Origin of the sequence: Micromonospora sp. NPDC048935 (assembly GCF_043197875.1) — a bacterium.
Lineage (GTDB): Bacteria > Actinomycetota > Actinomycetes > Mycobacteriales > Micromonosporaceae > Micromonospora.
Map to the genome: position 1 here is coordinate 479607 of NZ_JBICTZ010000002.1, position 12254 is coordinate 491860.

Here is a 12254-nt window from a genome sequence, read left to right on the forward strand (position 1 = left end):
GCGTCTCCCGCCACGATTCCGCGGTGCGGATGAACCGTCCGGCGCACTGACACGTACCCCGCACCGGATCGTTGGGAGTCTCGCCTTGGGTTCCGACCACACCCGTTCCGCTCCGCCCGCCCCGCCCCGGGTGCGGCGGCTCCTCGTCGTGACGGTGGTGCCCCTCTTCGTCGCCACCGTGCTCGCCGCGGCGCTGCTCTGGCCGCGTGGCGGGACACCGCAGACCGACGGCGGAACGGACGTGCCGCGCTATGCCGGCACGGTGACCCGGGTGGTGACCGAGCCGTGCCCGCCGCAGCCGTCGAGCCCCGAGGGCACACCCCGGGTCGGTGCCGGGCCGTGCGGCACCGTCGACGTCCGGGTGGACGACGGGCCGGCCGCCGGCCAACAGGTACGGACACCGATCCCCGACGGACCCGGCGCACCACGGGTCGGGGTCGGCGACGAGGTCATCCTCGTCGAGCTGACCGATCCCGCCGATCCGGGCACCAGCAACTGGAACATCGCCGAGCACCAGCGCGGCACCCCGCTGCTGTGGCTGGCGGTGATCTTCGCCGCGGCGATCGTCGCGTTCGGCCGATGGCGGGGCCTGGCCGCACTTGCCGGGTTGGCGGCCAGCTTCGCCATCCTGCTCACCTTCGTGCTGCCGGCCATCGGCGCCGGCGGGTCACCCCTCCTGGTGGCGGTGGTCGGCGCGGCCCTGATCATGTTCGTGGTGCTCTATCTGACGCACGGCATCAGCGCACAGACCTCGGTGGCGGTGCTCGGCACACTGGGCAGCCTGGTGCTGACCGGGGTGCTGGCCACCATCGCCACGGCCGCGACCCACCTGACCGGCTTCGGCAGCGAGGACGCGACGACACTGTCGATGTTCCAGGCCGACGTGGACCTGCACGGCCTGCTGCTCGCCGGGATCATCATCGGATCGCTCGGGGTGCTCGACGACGTGACGGTCACCCAGGCGGCCACCGTCACCGAGCTGGCGCACGCCAACCCCGGGCTGACCCGGTTGCAGCTCTACCGTGCCGCGACCCGGGTGGGCCGTGCGCACATCGCCTCCACTGTCAACACCATCGTGCTGGCGTACGCGGGCGCGTCGCTGCCCCTGCTGCTCCTGCTCACCGCCGACGCACGGCCGATCGGGCAGATCCTCACCAGCGAGTTCCTCGCGCAGGAAATCGTCCGCAGCGCGGTCGCCACACTCGGTCTGATCGCCGCCGTGCCACTGACCACCGGGCTGGCCGCGATCGTGACCGCCGCCGGGCGGGCCGATGCCACGCCGCCCGCCGACGCCGCCCGGCGTCCACCGGAGCCGGACCGGGCGGAGGCACTGGCCGCCCTCAGTTCACCGCGAACCTCTCGACCCGACGAGCCGGACCAGACGCGGACCCCACCCCCATCCACGGCCATCGACGGGTGGCCGGAGTCGAACAGGAGCACGGAAACGGCATGGTGACACTCCTCAGCGTGACCAGATCGGGCCTCCACCCTGAGAACCGCGTCACTGGTCACCCAACGCTATGGCGAAATGACACTTTTGGTCGGCATCCAGGCGTAGCTCACCCAGTCGACTCTCGGGTAACCTCGCTGCCGGTTACCGATGAAGGCGCGAAGCGGCGCCTGCGGTGCCACCGCCCAATCGCCAACCGGCGAGCCGGGGACCCAGGTACGTGGGGTGAATCCGCGTCAGCGGTAGGGGCCACTTCCGCCCCGAACCCGTCAGCTAACCCGGTCGGCGGTCGACGGAAGGGAACATTGTGACGGCACCCCTACGCCGCTGGTTGACACCCGTGGTGGCCGTGATCGCCGCACTGACCGTGCTCGCCGGGCCCCAGCCGGCCCACGCCGCCCCGACGACCCCGACACCGTCCGGGCACGAGGAGGACGGCGAGCCGAAGCTGCTCAACGACGTCATCGAGCAGGCCAACCGGGACTACTCCGCCGCCAAGTCCAAACTGGACAAGTCCAAGAAGCGGCAGCTTGAGCTGGCGCTGGCGGTGGACCGGGCCAAGGCCGACCTGGACGCGTTGGCACCACAGGTCGGGCAGATCGCCGCCCAGTCGTACCGGACCGGTCGGATCGGCGCGCTCGCGATGCTGCTCGAAAGCGACGCTCCCGACACCTTCGTCCAGCGCGCCGCGATGCTCGACGAGATCAACATGGTGAACGAGAACAAGCTCGCCGAGGTCAACGCGGCGAAGGCCCGTGCCGAGGAGGCCAAGCTGGCCCTCGACACCGAGGTTCGCGAGCAGCAGAAGCAGACCGCCGTGATGGCCAAGCGGAAGAACGAGGCCGACAAGGCGCTCTCCCTGGTCGGCGGCAAGGGCTTCACCGGCGGCCTGGTGGACGCCACCTCGCCGGTCGCCAAGATCGGGCCAGGCCGCACCGCCGACGGCGACTGGAAGGCCCAGTCGTGCAGCGAGGACGACCCGACCACGTCCGGCTGCATCACACCGCGGACGCTGCACGCGTACAAGGAGGTCAAGCGGGCCGGCTTCAACCGGTTCGTCGGCTGCTACCGCCCCGGCGGGCCGTGGGAGCACCCGAAGGGCCGCGCCTGCGACTGGTCGCTCCAGAAGAGCGGCTTCGCACCCTGGCACAACGAGGACACCCGGACGTACGGCAACAACGTCGCCGCGTTCCTCATCCGCAACGCCGACCGGCTCGGCATCTACTACGTGATCTGGAACCGGCAGATCTGGTTCCCGGCGAGCGGCTGGAAGTCGTACAGCGGGCCGTCGAACCACACCGACCACGTTCACATGTCGCTGCTCTGACCCACCGGATGGCCCGAGGGCCGCTCCGCCTCGTGCGGGGCGGCCCTCGGCGTGTCAGGCGGCCGCGGCCGGGTCGGCCGACCCCGTCGGCACGTCGAGCGTCGCGAAGCTGGCCGGCACCGCCGCCACCGGGCGTACGACGCCGGCGGCGAGCCGGTACGACACACCCACCACCGCGCACCGCCCCCGCGCCACCTCGTCGGCCAGCACGGGAGACTGACCGATCAGCGTCTCGACGGTCTGCGCGATGTGGATGTCGACGATGCCGTTGATGTCCTCCACACCCTCGGCACGGGCCCGGGACAGACTGGGCAGCACGGCGTCGACCACCGCGCCCAGGTGCCCGGGAGGCTGCGTGCCGGTCGCGGCGGACTCCCGCGCCGCCTGCACCGCCCCGCACGAGTCGTGGCCGAGCACCACCACCAGCGGGGTGCCGAGGACTGTCACCGCGTACTCCACGCTGCCCAGCACCTCCGGACCGGCGGTGTGGCCGGCCGTGCGGACCACGAACAGGTCACCGAGCCCCCGGTCAAAGATGATCTCGGCGGCCAGGCGGGAGTCGGAGCAGCCGACGATCACCGCGAACGGGTGCTGCCCGTCGGCCACGGCGGCCCGGCGCCCGGCATCCTGGTTGGGGTGGCGCGGGGCGCCACTGACGAAGCGCCGGTTTCCGGCGGTCAGCTCGGCGTACGCCTGGGCCGGATCGCTGATCGCGGACGCCCGGTCGGTGGTCCGCTGCGGACCCGGCTGCCCACCGGGTGTTCCGGGACGACTCATACCCGCACCTCATATTCACGTGTCTGGCCTGGTCAACCGGCTTGTCAGCCGGGCCGGCGGCGGGCGCTGGCTCGGGGCTCCACCGTCACACGCACCGTAAGATGCGTCAAGGTATGCGTGATTTACATTTCATACGTTGACTCCGGGCCAACCCCTGGGCGACGCACCGGTGGCAGGGCGGACGAGACTCCCGGGGCGGGGCGGACATCCAACAGAGGCGGTCACACCATGGCGAGCACTGCGACGGGCGACACCGGCGGCGGGCGGAACTGGACGTTCCTCACCAACCACGGGCACGTTCTGCTGGCCATCGGCCGCGACCCCACCGCCCGGCTACGCGACGTCGCGGCCGAGGTCGGCGTGACCGAACGGGCCGCGCAGGCGATCGTCGCCGACCTGGAGGCGGGCGGATACCTGCACCGCACCCGGGTGGGACGGCGCAACGAATACACCCTCAACCCGTCCGGCCGGTTCCGGCACCCCGCCGAGGCCGACCGCCAGGTCGGCGACCTGCTCGCGCTGTTCGCCGAGACGCCCGCCACGGAGGCCGGCCCGCCGGCCTGACCCGCGTTGCCGGGCCGCTGCCCGACGGGGCACAGCGGTAATCTCTGCGAGTGCGCGAATGCCCGCCGTCGAACGCGACCGACCCGTTCCGCCGCAGCGGCCGTGCCGCCCGCGGTGTCCTCAGCACCGCCCTGGCTGCCCTGCTCGGCACCGCACTCGTGGCACCCGCACCGGCACGGGCGGCACTGCCCGCCTGCGGTCCGGTCAGCGAGGAGGGCCTGACGGCGATGCCGTGGGCGCTGCGCCGACTGGAGCCGTCCGCGGCGTGGCCGCTGTCCCGGGGTGCCGGCGTGACGGTGGCAGTCATCGATTCCGGGGTCTCCGCCGTCCACCCGCTTCTCGCGGGCCAGGTGCTCGAGGGTCGCGACTTCAACGACCTGGCAGCCAACCAGGGCCAGTGCGACCTGGTCGGGCACGGCACCATGATCGCCGGCATCATCGCCGGCCGCGAGGGCACCGGCGCCCCGTTCAGCGGGATCGCCCCGGCGGCCCGCATCCTGCCGATCCGGGTCCTTCCGGACCTCAAGGACACCCGGGACGCCCAGCTTCCGGTGCAGATCGCCGCGGCGATCGACTGGGCTGTCGAGCAGGGCGCCGACGTGATCAACCTGTCCCTCACGACAATTCCCGGCCCCGAGCTGACGGCGGCCGTCGAGCGTGCGCTGGCCAAGCAGGTGGTGCTCGTCGCCGCCGCCGGCAACCGGGTGGAAAATCAGCAGGACCGGCCGGGATACCCGGCCGCGTACCCCGGGGTCATCGCCGTCGGCGGCGTGGACGAGCAGGGCGGTCACGTCGGCAGTTCGATCAGCGGCGACTACGTCGACATCGCCGCACCGGGGTTGAACATCGTCGGGCCGGCACCCCAGGGCTCCGGCTACCGCGCCGAGCCGACCGGCGGCACCAGCTTCGCCGCCGCGTACGTCTCGGGGGTGGCCGCACTGGTCCGGGCCGCCTACCCCGGTCTCACCCCGCAGCAGGTCGCCGAACGGCTGGAACGCACGGCGGACAACCCACCGGGGGGCCACAACGCCGACATCGGTTACGGCGTGGTCAACCCGTACCGGGCGGTGTCGAGCCTGCTGGGCACCCGGGAGAACCCGCCCGCCGGCGCGCTCCCGGCACCCGTCGCGCACGACGACCCCCTGGGCTGGCAGCGCACCGCCGCGATCTGGGCGGCGGCCGTCGGCGGGCTGCTCACCGTGCTGCTGCTGATCGCACGACCGATCGTGGCCCGGGGCCGCAAACGCGACTGGCGCCCGGGCCGACGCCCCGACGCACCGGCGGCCAGCTGACCGGGCCGGCCGCACGTCGGCGCGACACGGGCACCACAGAGACAATGCGGCTCCGGCCCGGATGAACCGGACCGGAGCCGCACCGGTGAATGCGTCAGCTCCACACCTTGGAGTTGCTCATCTCCGTGGTGAGGTAGTTTTCCCGCGCGATGCCGACGGCACCGCCGATCTCGTTCAGGATCCGGTTGATGTCCCCAACCGCCGCATCCCACTTCGCCTGGTGCTGCTCGTAGGCAACCCGGTCCTCGCCGTCCCAGTGGAGCTTGGTCAGCATCGCCCGAAGCGTGTCGAGCTTTTCCTCGAGCGTCTTCGAGATGGCCTGCATCTGCTGATTGCTGCTCTCGAGGACCGCGTAGTCAACCTTGATCGTCACGATTTCCCCCTCTGCTGCCTGCGGATCACGGGTTGAGAGCAGAGTGGAACTTGTCCAGCATCTGCTGCTGCTCTTCGTCGTTGACCTGATGCGTCGTACCCGACTTGTCGAGCAGGTCAGCGATGTTGTCCATCGCCGTCAGCAGTTTGACGGTGTCCTCGTTCCAGCGCGTCATCAGCGACTGGAAGCCCGTGGACGCCTGACCCTTCCACGCCATGGCCAGGTCGTCGACCACGTTCCACAGCTTCTTCAGCTCGCCGTCGACCTCGCTGCGCGTGGACCGCACGTCACTCGCGGCGGTATGCAGAGTCGCAGCTTCGACCTCGAACGCCATGCTTCACACCCTTCCGTCATGTTGTGGTGGCGGCTTTGCCGCACCCCTCCCCCGCGGCAAGGCAGCAACACCCCACCGACGGACACTCCAGTGAAGACCGTAGCGGAATGCGGCCGACCCTCGCAGCCCTGGCCGGGGCCCTGCGATGGATGCCGGTGAATCGGGTCAGGCCGACCGGGAATACGAGCGGACGTGCCGCACCGCGCCGATCACGAGGATGGCCACCAGCAGTGCCACGGCCAGCCAGAGCGCCGGCACGTCGAGCGCGCGGTGCAGCACCACCGGGACCAGCGCCGCGATGCCCGTGAGCAGCACCAACTCGCCTGCTCGCCGCACCCGCACCGACCCGCGGACCTGGGCCACCAGCGCCAGGCCGAGGAAGACCGGGATGGTCGACAGGAAGTACACGAACAGGTAGAACAATGCCCGCGGCATCGCCGCTCCTTCTCGACCCGTCACTCAGCGGTAGAACGAGTCGTCCTTGACCCAATCGATGGCGATGTCCCGGATATTGGGGTCGGTGCCGGTGGCAGCCCATCCCGGCCGTGAGTCCGACACGAAGGCGAACCGATCGTTGCCCCGGAAACCGTCGGCAATGGTGGTGAACAACCCGCTGATGTCGGCGAAGACCACCGCCAGTACGGCAGCGGCGACGGTCATGCCGGCAACACCGATCGCCTCCGCGATCGGCGCGGTCGCCGGGAACATCTGGAGCGCGATCGAGGCGATGACCGCCACCAGGATCGGGATCAGCGCGTCGACAAGCGCGTCGACGGCGTCGTTGAAGGCGTCCCGGGCAGCGGTCAGGGTGTCGCGGTTGGCGTTCAACGCCTCGGCCAGCGAATTGACCTCGGCCTTCAACTTGCGCAGGAACACCTCGAACGCGTCGCGGTCGTCGAAGTCCCACTCGTCACTGCCGGGGACCACCTCGTCCAGTGCGGCGCCGAACTGGTCTCCACCGAGCAGCCGCGCGGCGTCGCCCCACTCCTTGATGGAACTGTTGACCTCTTCGTTGTCGAACGACTCCAGGTAGGCGACCGCGGCCACCAGCACGCCGGCGAAAGCGATCCAGGCCCAGTTGCCCCGGGCCACACCGGCCAGGGTCCGCACCGGCGCGGTGGCCGCCGCGACGCTGTGCGAGCCGACCACGGCACCCGAGGAGTTGGCGATCAGGATCTCCGACACTGCGGGCTCCCTCCGTGCGTGGCGGGCCGTCTCACTTGACGACCCACGGCTGGTCGGACCTCTCCCAGTTCTTCGCCGACTGCTCCAGATTCGCCGCGGCCGTCTGCAGGTGGACGATCCCGGACCGGAGATTGGCCAGATGCCCGTCCACCGAGCCGTTGTGCGCCGCCACGGTGGCGCCACCGAACAGGGTCAGCGCACTGCCGGAAAGCTTGACGCCCTCCAGTAGCTGCTGTGCGTTGCGCAGGTACTGGATCGGGCCGTCGGCCGCCTCCAGCTTCCTGGCGGCACCGCGGATGGCGTCGACGTCGACCTTGTTGGCCATCGGCCCCTGCCTCTCGTCAGCCGCGCAGCCGGCGCAGCGGGTCGTCGAGGTCCACACCGAACTGTGTGAACCACTCCTGCGGGGTGAGCGTGCCCGCCTCGGCCCGCCGGACCAGGTCGGACCCACCGAGCAGGTCGGCGAGCAGCTCCCGGGACCGCTCCGCGTGCAGGGCGTACGCCGCGTCGATCGCGGCCTGCACCGACTCGGCCAGGCTGAAGCTGTCCAGACGCATCGCCCGCGCGTTGACCTCGACACCGGTGACCTTCTGCTCGCCATCCACGGTGACCTGGACCAGCCCGTCGGGGCTCTCGCCACGCACGCTCAGCTCGGCGCGCTGGCGCTGCAACTCGGCGAGCCGACGCTGCTGCTCCTGCGCCTGGCGCAGCAGCCCGTCGAGGCCAGCACCGAACCCGGCGCCCGGCGTCCACGATGTGCCCACAGCAGCCTCCCATCGGATGTGGCGGTGAACCGCACGTTACCGGACCGGACCGGCCCCGTGCGTCCCCTCAGGACGGTTCGGACCAGGCGGTCTGGATCAGCTGTTGGCCGTCGCGTCGGCGGACCAGGGTGCCCCGGCCCGGCGGTTGCGGGCTCGGTCGCAGGGTGCCGAAGACGGCGCCCTCCTCCCGGTTGCCGGACATCAGCAGACCCGGTGAGTCCAGCTCACGCAGCCGCTGGAGCACCGGCTCGTAGAGCGCCCTGGACACGCCGCCGACACGACGCGTGACGATCAGGTGCAGGCCGATGTCGCGCGCCTGCGGCAACAACTCCTGGAGGGCGCTGAGCGGATTGCTGCCGCCGGAGGCCACCAGGTCGTAGTCATCCACCAGGATGTACAGGTCCGGGCCCTTCCACCAGCTACGGTCGCGCAGCTGGGCGGTGGTCACGTCCGGGCCGGGCAACCGGTTGGACAGCGCGCTGCGGATCGACGCGAGCCCCTGCGCGAACGCCTGGTTGGACGGGGCGTAGTCGAGCAGGTGATCGCCCTCCACCGCGCCCAGCAGGCCACGCCGGTAGTCGGCGATCACCAGCCGCGCCTGGGCGGGCGTGTACCGCTCGGTGATGCCCCGGGCGATCAGCCGCAGCAGGTTGGTCTTGCCGCACTCGGCGTCGCCGAAGACCGTCAGGTGCGGCTCGTTGGCCAGATCCAGGTAGACCGGCGCGAGCGCCGACTCGTTGACGCCGATCGGCAGACCGGGCGCCGACCGGTCGATGATCCGGGCCAGCTCGGCCACCGGCAGCCGGCGCGGCAGCAGCCGCACCTTCGGCGCCGGACGGCCCGGCCAGTTGGCGGCCACGTGCCCGGCCAGAGCCACCGACGCCTCGCCCAGGTCGTCGATGTCCCGACGACCATCGAGGCGCGAGACGGCGGTGAGGAAGTGCAGCTTGTCCCGGGTCAGGCCGCGACCGGGCGCCTTCTCCGGCACGTTCATCGCGGCGCGGCGGTCGATCTCGGACTCGGACGCGTCGCCGAGACGCAACTCCAGCTTGGTGCCGAGCAGGTCGCGCATGTTGATCCGGATCTCCGCCCACCGCACCGCGGTGAGCACCACGTGCACGCCGAAGCCGAGGCCCCGGTTGGCCAGCGTGGTGATGGTCTGCTCCAGCTCCTCGTACTCCTGGCGCACCGTGTTCCAACCATCCACCACCAGGAACACGTCACCGAACGGGTCGTCGGCGAACTCACCGGCAGCCCGGCGACGACGGTAGCTGGCCACCGAGTCGATGCCGTGCTGGGCGAAGCGCGTCTCCCGGTCGTCCAGGATGGCGACCACCTCGGCCACCGTCCGGCGGACCGCCTCGACGTCCCGGCGACCGGCGACCCCGGCCAGGTGCGGCAGTCGCTCCAGACTGCGCAGCGCGCCTCCGCCGAAGTCCAGGCAGAAGAACTGCACCTCACGGGGTGTGTGGGTGAGCGCCAGCGAGGCGAGCAGCGTACGCAGCATCGTGCTCTTGCCACTCAGCGACCGGCCGACGATGACCACGTTGCCGCCGGCCCCGGCCAGCTCGACCATCATCGGGTCACGGCGCTGCTCGTACGGGCGGTCCACCACCCCGACCGGCACGGTCAGCCGCCCGCGCCCCGGCCAGGACGCGGTGCACAACCCGTAGGTCGGGTCGACGGCCAGCGGGCCGAGCAGCTCACCCAGGCCCGGCGGGTCGGCCAGCGGTGGGAGCCACACCTGGTGTGCCGGGCGACCCTGGCCCTTGAGCTGGCCGATCAGCACGTCGAGCATCGCCACGGCCTTGCCGTCGGCCGGCTGCTCGGGCTCCGGCGCCGTGTCCACCGGCATCTGCGGGAGCTGTGCCGCGACGAAGTCCAGGCCGTACGGCACGATCCTGCGCTGCACGAGCGCCTGCGACGCGGCGGCCTGCTGCCCCGGCGCCCGGTACGCCCCGGAGACGTACGCGGCCCGGAACCGCAGCATGGTGCTGGTGTCCGTCTTCAGGTAACCGTGGCCCGGCGCGTTCGGCAGCTCGTACGCGTCCGGCACGCCGAGCACGATCCGGCTCTCCACCGCCGAGAAGGTCCGCAGACCGATCCGGTACGACAGGTGGGTGTCCAGGCCACGCAGCTTGCCCTCTTCGAGTCGCTGGCTGGCCAGCAGCAGGTGCACGCCCAGCGACCGGCCCAACCGGCCGATCATCACGAACAGGTCGATGAAGTCGGGCTTGGCGGCGAGCAACTCGCTGAACTCGTCACAGATGATCAGCAGGCTGGGCATCGGGGCCAGCGGTTCACCGGCCGCCCGCGCCTTCTCGTACTCGAAGCGGGAGACGTAGTTGCCCGCGGCCCGCAGCAGCTCCTGCCGGCGCACCATCTCGCCGGCGAGCGCGTCGCGCATGCGGTCGACAAGCGGCAGCTCGTCGGCCAGGTTGGTGATCACCGCGCTGGTGTGCGGCAGCGCCTCCAACGAGGCGAACGTCGCGCCACCCTTGAAGTCCACCAGGACGAAGTTGAGCTCCTCCGACGAGTGGGTCACCGCCAGGGCGGCCACCACCGTCCGGAGCAGCTCGCTCTTGCCGGAGCCGGTGGCACCGATCACCAGGCCGTGCGGGCCCATGCCCTCGTGCGCCGACTCCTTGAAGTCGAGCTCGACCACGTTGCCGTCCGGGCCGACGCCGAGCGGGATACGCAGCCGGTCCCGGTGACCGCGCGGGCGCCAGGTGTGCTGCACGTCCACCGTCGCGGCGTCACCCACGCCGAGCAGGTCCGGCAGCTCCGTGCTGCGGGCCAGCGGCTCGTCGCTGCTGGCCTGCTGTTGGGAGAGCCGGTACGGGGCGATCTGCCGGGCCAGCCCCTCGGCCGCCTCGGCGCTGAGCCGGTCGGGGCGACCCAGTGGCGACGACGAGCTGCCGCGCACCAGGTCGAGCGACCTGCCGTCCGACGCGTCGAGGCAGAGCAGCCAGCGGCCGGCGTCGCGGGGCACCGTCCCGGAGAGGTCGATCACCGTGGTGCCGAGCAGCCCCGGGCCCACCAGTTGACAGGTCGGTGAGACCTCGCCACCGTCGATCACCACGACCAGGTGCGGGGCGGTGGTCAACGGCTTGGCCTCGGGCGCGAACCGAGGCCGTCCGGCCAACTCGGCGGCCAGCGCCGCCTCGGCCTCGGCGAGACTGGCGAAGACCAGCCGGCGGGCGCCGGCGGCGTCGGTCCGGGCACTGTGGTGCGCGTGTGGCAGCCACTTCACCCAGTTCCAGGAGGGCTGCCGGTCGGGCGCGGCGACCACCACGATCACCAGGTCGTCCGGGGCGTGGAAGGTCGCCAACTGCCCGAGCGCCGCCCGGGTCAGGTCGAGCACGGGCGCGCGGTCGCCCCGCAGCACCACCCGGCTGAACGCGCGCACCGACAACGCGGTCGGCAACTCGGGAACCGTGGAGTGGGCGCGGACGAACCGGCGCAGCGCGATGGCGCTCATCGGCTCCAGGTCCTCCACCGGCTTCGTCTCCGGTGGGACGATCTCCACCGCCAGCCGCTGCGGGCCGAGCGCGATCCGGGTCTCGCCGAAGTCGTCCTCGGTGGTCCGCCGCTCCCAGAGCCGTCGGGACGCCGCGATCGACCAGAGCGCGTCGGGCTCCGGGTGCCGCCAGGTCATCGCCGCCCGCTGCTGCTCGGCGGCCCGCCGGGTGCGCTTGCGCATCTGGGCCAGGTAACGCATGTAGTCGCGCCGGTCGGCGTTCAGCTCGGCCTTGTCCTTGCCACCGTTGTTGGCCAGCGAACCGATCGCCATGCCGAGCATCGAGACGCCGAAGAGGCCACCGGCGACGTACGTCATCATGCCGCCGCCCTTGCCGGCGTAGAGGAACGCCATCGCGCCGACCCCGCAGAACATCGGCAGGATCATGAGCAGCTGCCCCATCCCGCGGGGCGTCGGCTCGGGCAGCTCGGGAGGAGACTCCAGCAGCACCTCACCGCGCGGTAGAGCCGGTCCCGGCTGACGCGGGAGCCGGCGGAACACCACCGTGCTCACGGCTGTCTCCTCCCCCAGAAGCGGCCTGATGACGTGCCGCCGCGGGCCGGAGCCCGCGGGTGGGCATCGTACGTGCCCGCCATCGTAGGTAATCTGCCGTGGGCGCGGTGGTCCCGGAGCGCGGCATCGCGACCAGCCGAGCACCGACGCACACC

12 protein-coding genes and 1 riboswitch are annotated in these 12254 nt (G+C 71.5%); of the genes, 4 read left to right on the forward strand and 8 right to left on the reverse strand.

The genetic code is table 11. The annotated features are described in order from the left end of the window. Nucleotides 1-85: 85 nt before the first annotated feature. A complete protein-coding gene (locus ACGFIW_RS08530) occupies nt 86-1456 on the forward strand; it encodes a YibE/F family protein (protein WP_393312036.1) in 1371 nt (456 codons plus the stop codon). A 166-nt stretch (nt 1457-1622) separates the two neighbouring features. Further along, nucleotides 1623-1753, forward strand: a riboswitch (cyclic di-AMP (ydaO/yuaA leader). Nucleotides 1754-1757: 4 nt separating this feature from the next. Continuing rightward, nucleotides 1758-2777, forward strand: coding sequence for a coiled-coil domain-containing protein (locus ACGFIW_RS08535; protein WP_393312038.1), 1020 nt, complete (start codon nt 1758-1760; stop codon nt 2775-2777). Nucleotides 2778-2831: 54 nt separating this feature from the next. Here ACGFIW_RS08535 and ACGFIW_RS08540 read toward each other — a convergent pair whose 3' ends face one another. Further along, nucleotides 2832-3554 carry a carbonic anhydrase gene (locus tag ACGFIW_RS08540; RefSeq protein WP_393312040.1) on the reverse strand — a complete coding sequence of 241 codons (723 nt, stop codon included), beginning with the start codon at nt 3552-3554 and terminating at the stop codon, nt 2832-2834. A gap of 228 nt (nt 3555-3782) precedes the next feature. Here ACGFIW_RS08540 and ACGFIW_RS08545 point away from each other — a divergent pair, with 228 nt between their 5' ends. Together ACGFIW_RS08545 and mycP are read left to right on the forward strand one after the other, a co-directional pair. Further along, nucleotides 3783-4118, forward strand: coding sequence for a helix-turn-helix transcriptional regulator (locus ACGFIW_RS08545; protein ID WP_393312042.1), 336 nt, complete (start codon nt 3783-3785; stop codon nt 4116-4118). A 50-nt stretch (nt 4119-4168) separates the two neighbouring features. Further along, nucleotides 4169-5410: a type VII secretion-associated serine protease mycosin gene (mycP, locus tag ACGFIW_RS08550; RefSeq protein WP_393312043.1), complete on the forward strand. Its 1242-nt coding sequence runs from the start codon at nt 4169-4171 to the stop codon at nt 5408-5410. Nucleotides 5411-5504: 94 nt separating this feature from the next. On the opposite strand, the gene ACGFIW_RS08555 is transcribed toward mycP, so the two are convergent. The 7 genes from ACGFIW_RS08555 to eccCa all read right to left on the reverse strand — a co-directional run bounded on the left by ACGFIW_RS08555 (nt 5505) and on the right by eccCa (nt 12099). Further along, nucleotides 5505-5783 (reverse strand): WXG100 family type VII secretion target, encoded by a 279-nt coding sequence (locus ACGFIW_RS08555; RefSeq protein WP_357072537.1) that lies wholly within the window; start codon nt 5781-5783, stop codon nt 5505-5507. 25 nt (nt 5784-5808) lie between these two features. Then, nucleotides 5809-6117 (reverse strand): WXG100 family type VII secretion target, encoded by a 309-nt coding sequence (locus ACGFIW_RS08560; RefSeq protein ID WP_088986628.1) that lies wholly within the window; start codon nt 6115-6117, stop codon nt 5809-5811. Between the two features lie 165 nt (nt 6118-6282). Beyond that, complete coding sequence (locus ACGFIW_RS08565) at nt 6283-6552, reverse strand: hypothetical protein (RefSeq protein WP_393312045.1); 270 nt, start codon at nt 6550-6552, stop codon at nt 6283-6285. 24 nt (nt 6553-6576) lie between these two features. Next, the gene (locus tag ACGFIW_RS08570; protein WP_393312047.1) at nt 6577-7302 is read right to left on the reverse strand and encodes a hypothetical protein; all 726 of its coding nucleotides are present in this window, start codon (nt 7300-7302) and stop codon (nt 6577-6579) included. Nucleotides 7303-7333: 31 nt separating this feature from the next. Next, nucleotides 7334-7627: a hypothetical protein gene (locus tag ACGFIW_RS08575; RefSeq protein WP_393312049.1), complete on the reverse strand. Its 294-nt coding sequence runs from the start codon at nt 7625-7627 to the stop codon at nt 7334-7336. Between the two features lie 16 nt (nt 7628-7643). Continuing rightward, nucleotides 7644-8066, reverse strand: coding sequence for a YbaB/EbfC family nucleoid-associated protein (locus tag ACGFIW_RS08580; RefSeq protein ID WP_393312051.1), 423 nt, complete (start codon nt 8064-8066; stop codon nt 7644-7646). A 67-nt stretch (nt 8067-8133) separates the two neighbouring features. Beyond that, entirely contained in the window at nt 8134-12099 is a 3966-nt protein-coding gene (eccCa, locus tag ACGFIW_RS08585; RefSeq protein ID WP_393312053.1) for a type VII secretion protein EccCa, read from the reverse strand. Between the last annotated feature and the right edge of the window lie 155 nt (nt 12100-12254).